The following is an 18,798-nucleotide window of genomic DNA, read 5'->3' as shown; positions in this document are numbered from 1 at the left end:
TATCTATAGTACTAATTATGAATACAAAATCAAAAAAACTCCTATCATAATACCTAATAATGGTACTAATTTCTTTCGTTTATTTTTCTCTTTAAAGAGAAGACCACCAACTACGACAGCAATTAGTATTTGACTTCTTTTTATAGCAGATAATAACATGATTAGTGCATCAGGATCTTGCAAGGCTTTAAAATAGAAATAATCTGCAGCTTGTAATAAGACACCAACAGCAACAATAGACCATCGAAATTTAAACTCTTTTCGTTTTTCGGTATACGGAAACCATGTAAAGGTTAAGATAACCAGCAAAATTAGTATGGTATATATACAAAACCAAAATTGTAAGGTTTGTGGATTTAAACTTAAATTTTGAATTAAAAACTTATCATACAAACCACTACTAGCACCTAAAAATGTAGCGCCAATAATAGCAAATATCCATTTATTACGTTTAAAATTTAACCCTTCTTTTTTACCAATTCTAGAATATAAAATCACTGAAAAAATAATTATGAAAAACCCTATCCATTGGTACAAATTAGGGCTTTCTTTATAAATTATAATAGCACCAATAAAGGTGAAAAATGGTCCAGCTGAACGTATTGGAGTGACAATAGTAATGGGTAAATGTTTTAAAGCTTGATAGGCTAAAACCCAAGAACCAGCCATAATAGTAGATTTTATAAAAATAAAACCATGCGTTTGCCAAGAAATATCCTGAAAATTATAGCCATTATCTAAAGCATAGTCAGGATAAAAAATAGATAATAGATAAAAGGTAGCTATAAATAAAAACCCGCTAGAAATAGTGCCCAAAAGTACCGGAAAAACTTCATTTCCTTGTACTGCATGTTTTTTACATAAATTGTGTAATCCTAAAAAAAGTGCTGCCAATAAGCCTAAATACATCCACATGGCGCGAATATAGTTTCTTAAGTCATTTTGCAATTAGAATATTAGAAGTATTATAATGCATTTAGGTAGTGTTTACCTTGAGTTTGTCGATAGACGGGTAGTGTATCGGGTTTATCAGTTGTTATACAGTTTATTAACGTTGCTTTTATATGTTTGACCAATTGGAACTTTATGTTCATTGATTAAAATACGATTACCTTCTATAAATTTTATTTTTTCTATTGCGACAATAAACGATTTATGAACTCTCAAAAAGTCATTATTATTTAGAGTTGACTCATAATGAGATATTTTTTCGTGACTTATAATCATTTCATCTCTTAAAAAGAGTTTGGTGTAGTTTCCGTAGGCTTCAATAAATAATAAATCATTCAAATCAATTTGATGATGCTTTTTATCTCCTTTAATGAAGAATCGAGTAGAAGTTGTTTTACTTGAGTCATCTTTAACAAGTATTTTTGTTACTTGATTATCTGAAACTTTATTTACTGCTTTTACCAAGCGGTCAAAGCTAAAAGGCTTTAATATATAGTCAACAACATTAAGTTCAAACCCTTCTAAAGCATGTTCTTTATATGCTGTTGTTATAATAGTTTTAGGAGGTTTGGTCAAAGTTTTTAAAAAATCTAATCCTTTTAATTTAGGCATATTGATATCTAAAAACATAAAATCTACGGTGTTTTCATTTAAAAACTGCATGGCTTCCATAGCACTATAGCAATTCTTTTTTAATTGAACATGTGGTAACATACTACAAAATTCTTCTATAATTTCATGAGCTAAAGGTTCGTCATCAATAATTATATATTTAAGCATGTTTTGAAATTTTTAAAGTTGATTTATAGATGTCACTCGTTTCATCTACAATTAACTCATGTTTTTGATTGTACAATAAAGATAGCCTTCTTTTAAGGTTTTGTATGCCTATTCCGTTTGCATTATTATTTTCCTTCTGATCAAAATTATTTTCTATTTTGAAATAAATAAAGTCGTTGTCATCATATAAGTTGATATGAATAAAGGCATTTTCGGAAAGTGTTTCAACACCATGTTTAAAAGCATTTTCTAAAAGGATAATGTATAATAAAGGTGCAATATCTAAATGAGTATCAACATTATTATGATCAAAAGTAATTTCTACGGATTTTTTGTATCGAATTTTATGTAATTCTATATAGTTGTTTAAATATTCAATTTCATCTAAAAGTTTTACAGTTTCTTTTTCTCCCTCGTAAATAGTGTAACGCATCATGTCTGATAATTTCAGAATTACATCAGGAGCTTGTTTTGAGTTTTTTATAGTTAAGGCATAAAGATTATTCAAGGTATTAAAGAAAAAGTGAGGATTTATTTGTGATCGCAATAAGGATAATTCGGTTTTTGCTTTTTCAGCTTTTAAATTTTGTAACCATTTCCATTGCTCAAATGCCCAGACAAGAAACAAGATTGGTATTGGTAAAAAGAATATATAAATAGGAAAATCGTCCTTAATCTTTAGATAAGCTTCCAAATTTCCAGAAAAGAGTCTTAAATAGATGAAGTATAAAAATATTGGTACATAAATAAATGTTATCAATTTCCAATATTTTTTGATAAATGTAGGTACCAATATGTATGCAAATCCAAACCAAAAACCCATTAAAAGAATGAATGTAATTGGGTTATCTGGCATTCTCATATAAGAATCAATAGCCAATGCAATAAAGAAGAGAATAATTAAAATTACTATTCTTAATACCGTTCTTTTTTTTCTTTTTAAGTAGTTGTAATTATGAATTGGTATGGCAATTATTAATCCCCAAAATAGTGTAATAATAAGTACTTCAATTGGTTGATCATTTGGGATGTTTACATACTCTGTGTAGTCCAATAGGTAAAATATTGGAATAATAATTAACCCTATAAAAAAAGCTTTGTATTTTTTTAAAAACTCAATCATATACCAAAGCTACTAATGTTCTTGAGTTTTCACAATTATATTGATATACACAATAAAAAGTGTGATGAACCTAATTGTTTTTTGGTTGAACTTAGTTTTGATGTAAGTATGGTAATATGTATGATAAAAGGGGAGTTATACGTCATTTTTAATTTTAGAAGAATAGGAAACTCAACACATTTGTGATGTAATTTTTAAAGCATCACTTATGAATACATTAAAAATCAATAACCTAAGCAAAACTTATCCTAACGGAGTAAAAGCATTAAGCGGAATTAATTTGGAAATCACAAACGGCATGTTTGGTTTGTTAGGCGCAAATGGGGCAGGAAAGTCTTCTTTAATGAGAACCATTGCTTCTTTGCAAAAACCTACTTCTGGAACTATTTCATTCAATAATTCAAATATCATACAAAACCCAGAAGGTATTAGAAAACATTTAGGGTATTTACCACAAGAATTTGGAGTGTACCCAAAAATTTCTGCAGAAAAATTGCTAAACCACTTAGCCGTTTTAAAAGGAATCATTAATAAAAAACAGCGTAAAGAACAAGTTACTGCTTTATTACAACAAGTAAATCTATATCAACACAGAAAAAAGGCTGTTTATACATTTTCTGGTGGAATGCGTCAGCGATTTGGTATTGCACAAGCATTGTTAGCAAATCCGAAAATAATTATTGTAGATGAGCCTACAGCTGGTTTGGATCCAGAAGAAAGTAATCGATTTTTAAATTTATTAAGTGAAATAGGAGAGAATGTCATCGTCATCTTATCTACACACATTGTAGAAGATGTCAAAAATTTATGTCCGAAAATGGCAATACTTTCAAACGGAGAAATTATTTCCGAGGGGAATCCAACAGCTTTAGTGGCAAGTATAGAAGGTAAGATTTGGAGTAAGATTATTCCAAAAAAAGACATTGAAGCTTATAAAAAAACATTCAATCTTATTTCAACAAAGTTAGTTTCTGGGAATACACAAATAAGGGTATTATCGGACTCAAAACCAGAAGAAGATTTCAATTTAATTAAACCCAATTTAGAAGATTTTTATTTCGCTACACTTTTTAATAATCAATCTAAAAAGTCCTAAACTATGTTTAAACAATTATTTAATTTCGAAGTTTTTTATCAATTAAAGCAACGTGCATTCCCAATATTTGCCATTCTATTTTTAGCATTAGGAATATTTGTGGGAAGACAAGGATTTGCTCCAAAAGGAGTTGATTTTAATTCTGTTTATCAAGTATATTTTCATACAGGTCTTTTTACTTTAGGAAGTGTGTTCATAATCATGTTTTTCGCCATTAGTGCTATACTTAGAGATAAGCAATACAATATGGAGAGTTTAATTTTTAGTTCTTCAGTAAAAAAGAAGCATTATTTCTGGAGTAGATTTTTAGGAACATTTATTTTTAGTGTATTGGCATTTTCGCCTTTTTTGATAGGATATGTTTTTGGAAACTATTTTTCAAACTTAGATCCAGAACGATTAAGTGATTTTCAACTATTAACGTATTTACAACCTTGGTTGTACATTGTATTACCAAATATTTTTGTCTGTTCTACTATTGTATTTTCTGTAAGTACATTAACAAAAAACAGTACTGCAACTTATGTAAGTGCAGTATTTGTTTACATGTTGTATTTTGTGTGTTCCATTTTTTTAAATTCCCCATTATTAGCGCAATCTGTTCCGGCATCTCCAGAAAGTATGGCTATTGCTGCGGTTACTGATCTATTTGGTATTGCAGCATTTTTTGAGCAAACACAATATTGGACGCCTTTTCAGAAGAATACACAATTGTTATCATTTTCAGGTCTTTTTTTAATAAATAGGCTTGTTTGGATATTAATTTCTATAGGGATTTTATTAAGCACATACAGGGTATTTTCTTTTAGAAAAATCAATAAAAAAGCTAAGACAGAGAAAAAAGTAAAAAAGGACTCTACGCGGTTAGTATACTATAAACCATTACTGGCAATCTATAATTTTAAAGCACAACAATTAGCATTTTTATCCTTATTAAAATTAGAATTAAAAAACGTTTTTAAAAGCTTACCGTTTATTGCTGTCTTAATAATGTGGTTGTTTATTGTGTTTTCAGAATTATATTCAACAGTTGTAAGTGGAGGAGAATATGGAGTGAACACGTACCCTTTTACAAACCAATTGATAGATTTAATAGTTAACCCTTTAACTCTTTTTAGTTTAATCCTAATCATTTTCTATAGTTCAGAAATTGTATGGAAAGAACGTAGTTTAAACTTTAATTTAGTTGTAGATGCGTTACCAACAAAGAACAGTGTATTCTTTTTATCTAAGTTTTCTACAATACTATTGTTACCTGTTATTTTAATAACTACAGGAATTTTAATGTGTATTATATTTCAAGTAAGTTTAAACTATACAAATTTTGAATTTTATCTGTATGCCTCATTATATTATCATTATGGACTACAACTAGCTGTGTTTTCTATGATAGCCTTGTTTGTTAGCAGTTTGGCAAAAAACAAATATATGGGAATGGGAATGTTCGGTTTAATTGTACTGTTAAGTTTAAAATCTAATGTGTTAGGATTAGAACATCCTTTAACTAGTCTCGGATTTTTGCCTAGAGTTTCCTACTCAAATATGAATGGTTTTTATGGACGTTCAAATCTATTTAATCATTTAGCACTGTATTGGCTGGCTTTTGGGTTGTTATTAATTGCATTATCATTTAAAATATGGAATAGAGGTGAAGTAGCAAACTTTTCAGTTAAACTAAAATTACTTATAACGAATTGGTCCAAAATTCAAAAAATGAGCCTTTCATTTCTAATCATATCATTTATAGGTTTTGGAAGCCTGGTATTTTATAATATGAATATAGTGTCTGATTATGAAACCATTAGTGATAGATTAGATTTTAGAGAGCAATACGAAAGGCAATTCAAACAATTCGAAAGTTTAGAACGACCCTATCCAATATCAAGAAAAATAGAAGTTGCTATTTTCCCTAAAGAAAGACGTTATACAGTAAAGGCAAATTATATATTGAAAAATGGTAGTGAACAACCATTATCTGAAATATTTATAACAGAAAGAATTCCGTTAAAAACTATTACTATAGAAAATGCAACTTTAATTAAGCAGGATACTGATTTTGGTATTTATCGTTTCAAATTTAAAGAAGCACTACAACCTAATGATGCTGTTGTATACAATTTCGAATTGAAAAATGAAATAAAAGGATATGAAGAAAACAGGGCCATTGTAAGGAACGGAACTTATATTACACATAATGATTTTGAACCAATGCTCGGATATAGTCCTGGATTGGAAATAATAGATAGAGTAGAACGAGAGAAAAGAAATTTGCCCAAAAGAATAGAAGAAAACATATCGGATTCTCATATCGAATTAGAAGATTTTAAAAATGAAAGAATACATTTTGAAACTATAGTTTCAACTGATTCTGATCAGACAGCATTAAGTTCAGGGAATTTGATAAATAAATGGTCAGAGAATGATAGAAACTTCTATCATTACAAATCTAAAGAAAGAGTAATGCCTATGATCGCTTATTTTTCTGCTAAATACGTTTCAAAAAAAATAAATTATAAAGGAGTTTCGATTGAACAATATTTCGATGAAAATCACTCATTTAATATTGAAGAAATCGAACATAGCATAAAGCAGACCTTAGATTATTGCCAAGAAAATTTTGGGGCATATCAATTTGATCATGTACGCATTGCAGAATTACCATCGCACTGGTCTTTTGGTGGATTTGCACATCCAGGTGTTATAAGTATGGTTGAAGACAGATTGTATTTGTCAAATGTCAATAACCCAAATACCTTCAATTTGGTTGCCAAAAGAACTATTCATGAAGTTGGTCATCAGTGGTGGGGACACACATTATCTGCAAAACCAGTTGCAGGAGGTTCTTTATTTATAGAAGGATTTGCAAAATATACCGAAGCCGTTGTTATGGAAAAAATGTATGGAAAAAGAGCCATATATGAATTGAGTGAAAATGCTAGAAGTAGGTATTTTTTAGGAAGATCTTATGCGAGAGATATTGAGCCTCCAGTGTATAAAGTATTGGGTCAAAGTTATATTTCTTATGGAAAAGCATTAACAGTAATGTTGGCATTAAGAGATTTAATTGGAGAGAAAAATGTAAATCTTGTTTTAAAAACGCTAACAGATAAACATAGAAATAGCAATAAATTAAAAGTAACATCTATTGATTTTTTAAAAGAAATTTATGCAGTAGCGCCAATAAAACAGCATAAGTTAATAAATGATTGGTTTAAAAAAGTAATCACTTACGACTTGGTTATTGACGATAGTTCGTATCAAGAATTAGCAAATGGTACTTATGAAGTTACTGTAAAAGTAAATGCCAAACGATTTGAAACTTTAGATACTGGAGAAATTAAACAGATTTCTATAAATGAACCGATCAAAATAGGAGTCTTTAATACACATCCATCTTCTGTTAGAGAAAATAACCAAATTTTACATTATCAGTCTTCAACAATTGATGATGAAATATCAGAAATTAAAATTATTGTGAAAGAAAAACCAGTATATATTGCGATAGATCCCTATGGGACAAGATCTGATGAGAATATTGTAGATAATATTTTCGAGTATTAAAGAATATTTTTTGTTTTATTTACAAAACTAATGCGAGAATAATTAACTATTTATTCTCGCTTTTTTAAATAATATGGTTGTTACCAAGCTTAAAAGCCATTTTGTATAATACAATAATGAAACAGTGCCTCATTATTAAAAAAAGTTTGGAGCAAGACGAGTTGATAAGATAACTTCATTAAACAATGTAAGTAGTAAGAGAGTCTAAAAAAAGAAGTAGCTTTAGACAAAGCGAAATAATCTAATAGATAGAGAAGCTAAAAAAGGTAACGAAGAAGGAGGTGACACTATTAAATATCAAAGGTTATACATTCGTATTAAAACTATAATGTATACCTAAAATAGGTATCAGCTACAATAAATTGAAAAAATATAGAATGAAACATTGTACAATAATATTGTTTTTTTTAATTAGTTTGAATTCCTTTTCTCAAGATTCAACCCTAATTAATAGTGTTATAAATCAACTTAATTTGGATAAGTCAAAGATTAAAAATGATTTGATTATTTCTAAAGCACTACCAAATAATGCCAAAGAAATAATTATCGTAATTCCAGAAATTGTAGATGAAGAAGAACACTATTTTGAACTCAACAGTTATATATTAATAGTAAATAATGAAACAGGAAAAATAATTAATACATACTTTGAGAGCTCTACAACAAATAATTGGGTTTCTGATGCAGTAGTATTGACGAAAATAACAATAGACACTGCTCCGTATAAAATTTCAGAAAAGAATCGAGCATTTGGAATAAGAGTTCATTATTACGGGATGTCTAAAGCTAACCCATATAGTAATACAACAATTTCCTTATTCATAAAGTCAAAGAATACTCTGAAAAGGATTTTAAAAAACTATGATGTAATGGATTATGGTGGTGAATGGGATACGGATTGTATTGGCGAATTCATTGATCACAAAAAAACACTCATTATAACGGCTAGTAAAACAAACAGTTATTACAATATTTTAGCAAAAAATAAAATTACTAAAACCAAAAATTATATAGATAAAAATAACGATTGCGACTCTATGGAAAAGGTTACAACCATGAAAACAGTATTAAAATATAATGGTGAAGAATATATAGAAAAGACTTTGCAATAAGTTATGAAAATAAAGAGAATACTGCCTGAATGCAATTAACTAGCACTATAATTTATCTAACATGAAAAAACAAATACTATTTCTGCTGTTTATAAATTTATTTTTAGGATTAAATGCTCAAAGTAATAATGATATACTAATCAATCAAACATTTATTTCTATGATTGGATCTGTATGTGAAGAAACTCCTGATGATAACCCTTGTGCAGGTTTAGAGATTTTTTTAATTCTAAATTTTAGTAAAAATAATGTTTCGATATTAGAAAAAGAAGTTTCTAGTTGTGGTGTAGAAAACATAAATTATACGTTAGATTATAAGTGGGAATTAATTCAAAATCATGAAATTAAAATATATAATAACCCAAAAGAAATCGCATATGATTTTTTAAAAAACCTAGTAATTAAAGTAGAAAACAAAAAAGTTATTGGGTATACAAAAAGAGGGGATAAAAAAACTGATAAATTTGAATTTAAGAAAATTGACATCAAATGAAAAGACATTACTCAACAAGAACTATGATATTTTTTTTCTTCTTGTAATAATGTGTATGTGTAACATCTTAATAGGGTGTGCTCAGAATAACGATGCTCTAACAGAAAGTTTGAAGTTATTGCAAAAGCCTCCAGAGTTTGAGTTTCCAATAGATAGTACTGGGTTTTCAAAAATTGTAACTCCGCAATTTGATTTAGCAAATGGGCATTCAAATATGTTTATTATTAATACTAAGAACATCCATTTTATAGATTTTAATAATGATGGAAACAAAGACATTATTTATCAAGATACACAGCATTATCAAACTACAATGTTATTCGTAAATGAAGACAATACTTTTATTGAAACATGGAGTAGTCCAGGGAAGTTAATGGAAGTAAAACAGGGAGAAGAAACTACTATTTATGTACTAAAAAGTGCTATCGGTTGTGATACCAATTCTGTACTAATGGAACTTAGTATTCATAGTGATAATACTATTACTGAAAGCCTAATATCTCATCATTATAAAACGGCAATTACAAGTATGGATGCAATATTTGAACAGAAAAAAATATCAGGGATATTACGAACACAACCCGTTTTGAATAATCAAGAGAAAAAAGATCCTTGTACCGGAGATTTGAAAAACGGTAATCAAGTAAGAACAATAGAAAATAAAGCAGTTACGGTAATTAAAAAACAAAAAGATTGGCTTTTAGTGATATACAAGGAAAAAGATAGGAGTATTATTAGTTGGATTAAAAATTAAGGCTAAGTTCTAATTAGAATATGTTTTATCTTTACTTTATAAAAACGGAGAAATGATACCAGAAGATTTTAGAGATTTTTTCATTAGTTCATCGGCTTTGGTTCAATCAGAAATTGTTTCCACATTATTGGAGATCTCTACTGAGGGTTCAGCCCTGATTGATAGCAATCAGAGTAAAGCCATAAGCTGTCCTCATTGTAAGTGCAATAAAATTAAGGCTAATGGTAAGCTCAAAGGAGTACAGCGCTATGTTTGTAATACTTGTCATAAAAACTTTAGTGAAACTACCGGTAAGTTCTGGTACAACCTCAAGAAGAAAGACAAAGTTAATCGTTATTTATTCTGTTTACTCTCTGGATATAGTATTCGCAAGAGTGCCAAAGAAACAGGGATTTCTATTCAGACTTCTTTTGATTGGAGGCACAAATTACTTGTCTCCTTTGGGAGCGTAAGTGTGGATGAATTCCAAGGAATCCTAGAGAGTGATGATCTTTTCTTTGCTTACTCTGAAAAAGGGAATCGAAATTTGGATCGTCCTGCTAGAAAACGTGGCGCAAAGGCAAGTAAAGCTGGTCTCAGTAATGAAAAAGTAGCTGTGATAGCCAGTTGTGACCGATCAGGGAACAAAGATTTCAAAGTAGCTACCAGAGGTCGCATTAGTAAAAGTGACTTGGAGACTATATTACAAGGGAAGTTGGCTAAAGTAGAAACCCTTTGTAGCGACAGTCACAGAAGCTATACTGCATTTGCAAAAGACAAGAAGGTAGCACACAAAAAATTTAATGCTTCGAAGGGTCAAAGAGCTGTTGACAAAATATATCACGTACAAAATGTGAATAATATGGATATGCGTCTAAGGAAATTTATGGAGCCCTTCAATGGAGTGGCAACAAAATACCTTCAGAATTATCTGAATTGGTTTTTAGTCTTAGAAAAAATAAAAAATTCAACCAGTAAAATGGCAACCGTAGCAGCTATAGCCTTTGCTTCCAATACTGCCTGGATGGAATTTAAAAACATAGTAGTAAATAATATGCTTTTTAGAACTTAGCCAAAATTAATTGTAGTTGGAAGAAAATAGCTCTAATAAATTTTTAACCGGGCTAATGCGTATTCCAGGATCAAATATCCTTGCTATCTTACACGACGACTTGTCTTCCGAATTTTGCTATAGAAATAGCTATAAGTACAGTAAAACGACCTTTTCGTAGGTTATAAAACTAAAATAATGATAAGAAAAAAAAGAATAATACCATTTATCTATTTTCTAATGGTAAAGATCATCTTAGTTTCTTGCGTAGATTATGGTAATAAAACAAATACAATTCTTAATCATAGTATAACAGATACTCAAAAAAAAGAAGAGGCTAATTCTGAAAATTTTGATTTCAATGACATTTCAAATATCAAATTAACCTTATCGAGAGGAGCCTTTCATTGGGATTCATTTCAGTTAATTGGAAATAAACTTACCTATTTGCCTTCTAAAGAAAATGATTTTGAAGGGTATCCAGAATATCAAAAAAAATCTAAAGTGATTTTAAGTGATAGTATTGTTAAGTCTTTGATTAAGGAAATTGTAGAAAATGATATATTGCAATTGGATACTTACTACGATAATATGACTTCCTGTGGTAGTATGCTTGAAGTGGTAATCAAAATCAATACTATAGAAAAGAAAATATCTTGTAAGGATTTTGAAAAAGGCTGTCCTGAAATACTAACTAATTTAGAAAAAAAATTAATTGCATTGCATGGTAAGAATCTAAAGAGAATATTTCTCCCAGGATAGAAGATAACTATTAATGATAAGTTGAATGAGCAGGAGAGAAGTGGAATATGTGAAATAGAAATTAACTACTTTATAATTTTGCTAAAACTTCCAATTTTTCAAAAACAATAACCTTATACATAGCACTCACAGGGACTTTATTATTTTCAATTAATAAATATGTTTTGGTTGCCTTTGTAACTCTATCCAAATTAGAAATATATGATTTATGTGTGCGTTGGAAATTCTTAGATAATAATGTAGTCATATTAGTAAGTGTTTCGGAGATCAGGTACATTCTTGAATCGGTAAAGATTTTCAAATAATTTCCAAAACTCTGAATGTACAGGATTGATTTAAATGAAATATTAACAGGCATTCCATCATGTTTTATTTGAAGTTCTTCATTTCCACTATTTTTTTTAGGTTCTATTATTTTTGAAGCTGAAACTTTGTTTATTGCTTTCAAAAAACGTTCAATTTTTACAGGTTTCAATAAATAATCTACAACACCATAATTATAACTTTCTAATGCATACTCAGAATAAGCAGTAGTTAAAATAACTTTAGGTGGGTTTATCATAGAACGCAAAATTTCCATTCCATTAAGTTCTGGCATTTCTATATCTAGAAAGATGAGATCAACTTCATTTTGCTGAGTGAAATTGACAAATTCAAGTGGATTCCCTGTACTTAATACTAATTCAAAGTTGTCAATTTTAGAACAATAATCTTCTAACACTTTACGTGCTAGTATTTCATCATCTACGATACCAATTTTAATCATTAATTGTTCTTTTTAGTATTGAAACTGCTAAATCAATAGATAAATTTACACGATATAGTTTTTCCATATCATTAATTTCTAATACGTGAGAATTAGGATATAATAGATTTAAACGTCTTCTCACATTTTCAAGACCCATTCCTTCTCTTTTCGATGCAGTAACCATACGAGGCTTTGAATTAACTACACAAAAATGAAGGGTAGTGTTTTTTATAGAGGCAGAAATATCAATTGTACTCTGTTCATTCGTACTTTGAGCACCATGTTTAACAGCATTTTCAACAAATGGGATGAGTAGCATTGGAGCAATCCTTAACTCTAATAAATTTCCGCTAATTAAGAATTCAATAGTACAACGTTTACTTAGTCTTTTTTCTTCAAGTAACAAATAATTTTCTATAAACTCCAACTCTTCTTTTAATAAAACGGTGTTTTTTTTAGAACTTTCTAATTGATACCTCATTAATTCTGAAAGCTGCATTACAACATCAGGAGTTTCTGGCGATTGCTGTCTAGCTAGTGAATAAATACTATTTAATGAATTAAACAAAAAATGAGGATTTACCTGCTCTTTTAAATAGGTAAGCTCCATTTCTTTTTGCAATTTTTCTTTCTCCTCATTTTCTTTTTGGATGATCGTGTTTCTTCTTAAGAAAAAAACAGCCATACCAGCTCCTGTTGTATAAAGAAGAAAGAAGAATATTTTAGAAGTGCCAGACCAACTATTTGTTCTTAAGTAGGAAAAAATAAGTAAACTCCCTATGAGTAGTATCCCATATATAAAGTATCGTTTCTTATCTAGGAAAAAAGGAATAAGAATAAAATGATTTACCCAAATGAAACCCATAATCATAAAAGTATAATTAAGTCCATGTGCGTAAAATAAATAATTAGTCTCAAAATTATCTTTAAAAAACAAATTACTCAATGTTTCAAGCATAAAAACTAGCAAGAAAGCTCCCGTATTAATTAGTATGGTGTTTTTTATGGACCTATTAAACATATATGTTTTTCTTAAATGGGTATAAAGATACTATCTATACCCAGCAGTTGCTATAATTTCTTACAAAAGCTATATATCAATGATGAAATGATTTTGTCATTTAACTTTTGCATTTATCATGTTTATGTTGTTAAACATAAGTTATACGATAATTTAGTATCGCAAGTAATAAAAATAAAGCAAATATGAAAATTACTAAATTATTAATATTAGTATGTACTATAGCGTTAAATACTGTCTTTGCTCAAGAAAAGGCAGAAAACGATCCTGATAAACCAGTAGTTACCTTAGGCGAAATATCTTTACTTCAGTCAAAAGAGTTAAACAAAACCATTCCACTATCAATCCATTTACCTGAGAACTACGATAGCTCCAAGAAAAGCTATCCCGTGCTGTATATGTTGGGCTCAGATTACCGAGCTCGGTTCGCCATGTTAGCTTCTACACTAGACTACATGGGCGAAGGACAAATTCCTGAGATGATACTTATTGGAATAGATTTACCCGAAGGAAATAGTATTTTGTTGCCAACAAGGAAAAATCAAGACACAACAATTCCGGATAATCATATTAACTTTTTTGAGACAGAGCTGATACCGCACGTTGATAATAACTACCGGACTGCTCCATTCAACATACTTTATGGTGCTTCTAATAGTGGTTTTTTCACTGTTTACATGTTGCTCAACAAGCCCCTTTTATTTAATAGTTACTTCGCAAGCAGCCCATCAATTATGCACATACCAAAAGTGCTTCAACAAAAAATAAAAACTGGTCCGTTAAAAACGCTTTCGAAAAACAGATCGCTACACATCATTTACAGCGATGATGAGGGATTAACAAATCACGTTTCTGAATTCACTCGTGTTGTAGAGGATCATAAACCAGACAGTTTTACTTATAAAGTGGATGAATTGGTGAACCAGGGTCATGTACCAGCGATGGATTTTACACTGTTTCTTCTCGCGCTATACCCTGACTTCAATCCCTTCAATCCCAGTGAAAATCTGGAATCGTTGGATAAAGTAACACAACATTTCGATAGGTTATCAAAACGATACGGGTATGAAATCAAGACACCTATATCGGTCATATTTAACCTTGGTTTTCACACGATACTAAGTAAGGATTTAATTGCCGCAGAAGAAATCTTTCAATATTCCTTAGAAGTGTATCCTGAAGGGAAGGAATCTTATCTCGGAATGGGTCTTGTACGCAAAGCTCAAGGTCAGCTAGAAAATGCTAGGGTCATGCTCGAAAAAGCACTGACAATTGATCCGGATTTTTCACTTGCTAAAAGGTGGCTGCAAAGACTAAAAAATTAAAATCTGGATGTACTCATCAAAGACTTACTGGGTGAGCACTCAAGTTTTTAAACACCTCAGAACCGAAGAATATCTATAAAAGCATCAAACTCCTTAACGACTGAACATAAATGAAATCAAAAGAAGAATTTCTTAAAAAAGTATTAGTAATAAAAAAAAGTGTCACAATCTTCCTCCTCATAATTTTTTTTCAATCATGTGCAGAAGGATCAAATACTGATACTACAATTGATTTAATTAAAGAAGTAGAAACCGGCCTCACAACTCGGGTACACATAGCCGGGGATTCAACATGGTCTATAGAAGAACGTATGAAACACTATGGAATACCAGGTGTTAGTATTGCAGTCATACATAATGGTAAAATTGCCTGGGCAAAAGGATACGGTATAATGGATAAGGAAAGTAAAGCTCCTGTGACTGAGCAAACAATTTTCCAAGCATCACTACTTGGCATGCCCCTAACTGCGTATGGTGCATTACGTCTTGTAGAACAAAATAAAGTTACCTTAAATGAAAATATTAACAGCTATTTAAAATCCTGGAAATTGCCTGATAATGAATTTACCAAAGAAAAGAAAGCCACAATAAAAAATCTTTTAAATCATTCTGCTGGAATAAACCTTCATGGTATACCAGGGTATAGTACAGACTCACCTGTACCAACACTTGTAGAGATTTTAAACGGAACTCCTCCAGCCAAAAACGGTCCAATCTTAGTAAATATAGAACCTGATGAAAGAATTTATGTTTCAGCTGGCGGCTATGCCATCATTCAACAAATGATGATAGATGTTGAGGGCAAAAAATTCCCAGAGCTTATGAATGAATTAGTGATGCAACCTTTAGAAATGAACAATAGTACTTTTAATCAACCTCTTACTACAAAACACTTAGCGATGGCAGCAACAGGTTATTTGAAAGATGGCTCTATGGTAAAAGGTAAAAGACATACTTATCCAGGAATGGCTTCAAACGGATTATGGTCAAATGCAGAGGGCCTTGCGAAATTTGTAATCAACATACAGCAAACCTTAAGAGATAATAGTAACAAAGGATTATCAAAAGATATGACTGCATTAATGCTTACACCATATGGGGTAAATAGTTATTATAGTCGACAATTTAAGTATGGGCTAGGATTTGGTATTATGAACAAAAAAGATGAAATCTACTTTAGACATTGGGGATGGAATAGGGTTTTTTTTGGTCAGATAGCGGCTCATAGAGACAAAGACTTTGGTGTGGTTGTGTTAACCAATAGCACTTATCCAGCATTTAATGATGAACTGATTCGTTCTGTTGCCCTTGCTTATGAATGGGATAATTATGTTCCAGTACATAAAAAAATAGAAGTTGAACAGTCTTTAGTTGATAAAATTACTGGTAGATACATGTCCAATGGTAGGATTGTTGAAGTTTTCCATAAGGATAATCAACTGTTTTATAAAAATATCCTTGACCTAGAAGCAGAAGAACTCATCAAAATCTCGGATAGTAGTTTTGTTAGAAGAAATTCTAGTCGACTTATGCAATTCAAGCCAAATTCTGAAAACGAAGCGCTCAATTTACTTTACCTGAATAGAAACGATGGAACCATAACTTCAACTTTTGTTAAGATGGATACTGATAAAAAAGAACCTGTAGAATTCCTTCTTGAAGGTGACTTTGACAAAGCACTTAATGCATATATGGCCTTAAAAGAACATGATCCCACTTATCTTACTGTTACTGAAGACTACTTAAACGATCTAGGCTATGATTTTTTCCATGAGGATAGAATGAAATTATCACAAGATGTTTTCAAAGTGAATATGATGCTCTATCCCGATAGTTATAAAGTATACGATAGTTATGCAGAAGCCTGTGCAAAAATTGGAGAAATTGATATGGCAATTTTAAATTATACTAAATCACTTGAATTAAATCCTCAAAATAACAATACCAGACAGAAAATTAAGGAATTACAAAAAAGTGAATAAGATGAATTTTCATCAAACTTAATAGTGCTAACCGCTATCAAGCATTTATAAATAATAAAAATCATGAAAAACAAAACAGGACTACTACTTTTAATTCTTCTTGTACTAACACATAGTAGCTTTGCCCAACAAATTGATAGTCAGGCACCAGAGGCTACAGCTGCCGAAGCCAGACTCTCATTCAGAGATATTCCTGATCTTAAAAAGGCCTTTATCGATGTAGCGCCAACCGATAGAAAAGACGGTATCCTTGTTGGTAAATTAGGCATAGATGGTGGTAATAAAGCGATGATTCTTACTCTAGCGCAAGAGATCGCCGACAGTATGCATGGTCTCTACGATAGCATGCTTATTACCCACAAAGGTAAGCTCTTATTTGAATCGTACTACAAGCGCGGTCGCGTCAATCTGGCCGGCGACCAAGCGTCAGCGGCTAAAGCCTACACCAGTTTGGCACTGGGCCGTGCTATCCAGTTGGGATATCTAACAATGGCCGATCTGGACAAACCCCTGGTTAGTTTTCTCAAAGACCTGGATCCAACAAAATTTATTGAGGGCGCAGAAAAAATAACGCTCCATAAGGCATTGACCATGCGTGGGGGGCTTCGCATCAGTGAAGAACAGAGAAGAGAATTCAAGAAAAACCCAAGTAAGTTAAAAGGGCAAGGACTAGTTCAGGTCCTTCTTGAACATAGCGAACCTATTACCTTAGCGTCTCAGAGTTATTCATATGGCAACTTCAATCCAACCTTGGTGATGCAAGTCATTGAGGCCGTCGTGCCAGGTACCGCCCAGGATTTCATCAAAAATGAACTTCTTGGTAAAATGGGCATCACGAATTATAGCTGGCGAATTGGCGTTAGTGGCCTTCCTGAAGCTGGTTGGCGCGTGAGCATGACATCGCGAGATATGATCAAGTGGGGAATTTTGACTATTAATAAAGGTAAATGGAATGGCGAACAACTGATTTCAGCAAAATTTTTAGCTAATGCAACCAGTAACATTATTAAACCTACTGAAGATTGGCAATCCGACAGCTTTAATTATGGCTATTTTTTCTATCAAACGAATATAAAAGTCGGTGATAAAAGCTATGATACCAATTTCGCTTGGGGTGGTGGCGGACAATATATTATCACTGTTGATGAACTTGACTTAGTTGTTGTGATTACTGGTCATGATAGGGAAGATACTATAATGACTCAGGTTTCAAAAATCATCCTACCTGCGTTTGTTAAAGGTCAATCCTCAGTTTTAGAAAGCCCCTATCTAGGTCAAAAACCACCGGGTTTAATTCCTGAACCTTTTGCTCCCGGTATAGTTACGACAGAGGGGTGGGAAGTGAGTGGTGTCTTCACATCAGATATGAAGGAGTTCTATTTTATTAGGAATAATGAAGAAACTAAAGAACAAGAACTTGTTGTTTTTCAATATCAAAATAACGAGTGGCAGGAGTCTGTTGTATCGCCCAGAGTGGGAACTCCCTTTATTTCACCTGATGGCAAGACCATGCATTTAGGAAGAAGATATAGGGAGCGTACCGAAGCAGGAGGTTGGTCAGAGTTAAAAAAACTTGGTTCCTCTTTCGAGGAGATAGAGATCATGCGCCTTACGGAGTCATCAAAAGGAACCTATGTTTTTGATGAGATAGGCATGCCAGACGGAGATGGCGTTATTCGTTATTCACGATTAATAGATGGGAAACATGAAAAACCTAGGTCTTTTGGTGCAGCCATTAACACAGGAAGAATGAATGCTCACCCTTTCGTCGCACCAGATGAATCCTATTTGATATGGGATGGCAGAAGAGAGAGTGGATATGGTAATTCTGATATCTATATTAGCTTTAAACAGCAAGATGGCTCATGGGGTAAAGCTATTAACATGGGAGATAAAGTAAATACCAAGGGTTGGGAAGCGGTTGCCTGCGTGACACCAGATGGTAAATACCTCTTCTTTAATAGGAATATGACCCCAGGCAATTACGACAATGTAGATATATTCTGGGTAGATGCTCAGATTATTGAGACGCTCAGACCCAAAAAATAATCTGAAAATAC

Annotated in this window: 15 protein-coding genes; 10 read left to right on the top strand and 5 right to left on the bottom strand. The window is 31.5% G+C overall.

Annotated features, from left to right (window positions below; translation table 11 throughout):
- Positions 1-15: 15 nt before the first annotated feature.
- From ATE84_RS16875 to ATE84_RS16865, 3 genes are all read right to left on the bottom strand, one after another.
- Positions 16-915, bottom strand: a complete 900-nt coding sequence (locus ATE84_RS16875; protein WP_101449074.1) for a DMT family transporter — start codon at positions 913-915, stop codon at positions 16-18.
- A 114-nt stretch (positions 916-1,029) separates the two neighbouring features.
- Positions 1,030-1,731, bottom strand: coding sequence for a LytTR family DNA-binding domain-containing protein (locus ATE84_RS16870; RefSeq protein WP_101449073.1), 702 nt, complete (start codon positions 1,729-1,731; stop codon positions 1,030-1,032).
- Positions 1,724-2,785: a sensor histidine kinase gene (locus ATE84_RS16865; protein ID WP_233195831.1), complete on the bottom strand. Its 1,062-nt coding sequence runs from the start codon at positions 2,783-2,785 to the stop codon at positions 1,724-1,726. Before ATE84_RS16865 ends, ATE84_RS16870 begins: the two co-directional genes overlap by 8 nt.
- Before the next feature lie 277 nt (positions 2,786-3,062).
- Here ATE84_RS16865 and ATE84_RS16860 point away from each other — a divergent pair, with 277 nt between their 5' ends.
- The 7 genes from ATE84_RS16860 (at position 3,063) to ATE84_RS16830 (ending at position 11,662) form a co-directional block, all read left to right on the top strand.
- Entirely contained in the window at positions 3,063-3,950 is an 888-nt protein-coding gene (locus tag ATE84_RS16860) for an ABC transporter ATP-binding protein (RefSeq protein ID WP_101449071.1), read from the top strand.
- A 3-nt stretch (positions 3,951-3,953) separates the two neighbouring features.
- Positions 3,954-7,511 carry a M1 family aminopeptidase gene (locus tag ATE84_RS16855; protein ID WP_101449070.1) on the top strand — a complete coding sequence of 1,186 codons (3,558 nt, stop codon included), beginning with the start codon at positions 3,954-3,956 and terminating at the stop codon, positions 7,509-7,511.
- Positions 7,512-7,984: 473 nt separating this feature from the next.
- Complete coding sequence (locus ATE84_RS16850; protein ID WP_143273659.1) at positions 7,985-8,623, top strand: hypothetical protein; 639 nt, start codon at positions 7,985-7,987, stop codon at positions 8,621-8,623.
- A gap of 61 nt (positions 8,624-8,684) precedes the next feature.
- Positions 8,685-9,116 carry a hypothetical protein gene (locus ATE84_RS16845; RefSeq protein ID WP_101449068.1) on the top strand — a complete coding sequence of 144 codons (432 nt, stop codon included), beginning with the start codon at positions 8,685-8,687 and terminating at the stop codon, positions 9,114-9,116.
- A gap of 55 nt (positions 9,117-9,171) precedes the next feature.
- Positions 9,172-9,870 (top strand): hypothetical protein, encoded by a 699-nt coding sequence (locus ATE84_RS16840; protein ID WP_143273658.1) that lies wholly within the window; start codon positions 9,172-9,174, stop codon positions 9,868-9,870.
- Between the two features lie 52 nt (positions 9,871-9,922).
- Entirely contained in the window at positions 9,923-10,921 is a 999-nt protein-coding gene (locus ATE84_RS16835; protein WP_101444842.1) for an IS1595 family transposase, read from the top strand.
- Between the two features lie 177 nt (positions 10,922-11,098).
- Entirely contained in the window at positions 11,099-11,662 is a 564-nt protein-coding gene (locus ATE84_RS16830) for a hypothetical protein (RefSeq protein ID WP_101449066.1), read from the top strand.
- Positions 11,663-11,732: 70 nt separating this feature from the next.
- Here ATE84_RS16830 and ATE84_RS16825 read toward each other — a convergent pair whose 3' ends face one another.
- Both ATE84_RS16825 and ATE84_RS16820 read right to left on the bottom strand, forming a co-directional pair.
- A complete protein-coding gene (locus ATE84_RS16825; protein ID WP_101449065.1) occupies positions 11,733-12,428 on the bottom strand; it encodes a LytTR family DNA-binding domain-containing protein in 696 nt (231 codons plus the stop codon).
- On the bottom strand, positions 12,421-13,431 hold the full coding sequence (locus ATE84_RS16820; RefSeq protein ID WP_101449064.1) for a sensor histidine kinase: 1,011 nt from the start codon (positions 13,429-13,431) through the stop codon (positions 12,421-12,423). Before ATE84_RS16820 ends, ATE84_RS16825 begins: the two co-directional genes overlap by 8 nt.
- A 185-nt stretch (positions 13,432-13,616) precedes the next feature.
- On the opposite strand from ATE84_RS16820, the gene ATE84_RS16815 reads away from it, so the two are divergent.
- The 3 genes from ATE84_RS16815 to ATE84_RS16805 all read left to right on the top strand — a co-directional run bounded on the left by ATE84_RS16815 (position 13,617) and on the right by ATE84_RS16805 (position 18,787).
- The gene (locus tag ATE84_RS16815) at positions 13,617-14,756 is read left to right on the top strand and encodes an alpha/beta hydrolase-fold protein (RefSeq protein WP_101449063.1); all 1,140 of its coding nucleotides are present in this window, start codon (positions 13,617-13,619) and stop codon (positions 14,754-14,756) included.
- Between the two features lie 311 nt (positions 14,757-15,067).
- A complete protein-coding gene (locus tag ATE84_RS16810) occupies positions 15,068-16,738 on the top strand; it encodes a serine hydrolase domain-containing protein (protein WP_158237275.1) in 1,671 nt (556 codons plus the stop codon).
- 63 nt (positions 16,739-16,801) lie between these two features.
- On the top strand, positions 16,802-18,787 hold the full coding sequence (locus ATE84_RS16805; protein WP_101449061.1) for a serine hydrolase: 1,986 nt from the start codon (positions 16,802-16,804) through the stop codon (positions 18,785-18,787).
- Positions 18,788-18,798: the final 11 nt, after the last annotated feature.

Origin of the sequence: Aquimarina sp. MAR_2010_214 (genome assembly GCF_002846555.1) — a bacterium.
Taxonomy (GTDB): Bacteria; Bacteroidota; Bacteroidia; order Flavobacteriales; family Flavobacteriaceae; genus Aquimarina.
Note: the sequence above shows the minus strand (reverse complement) of the source record. Positions and strands in the feature narration are given on the sequence as shown.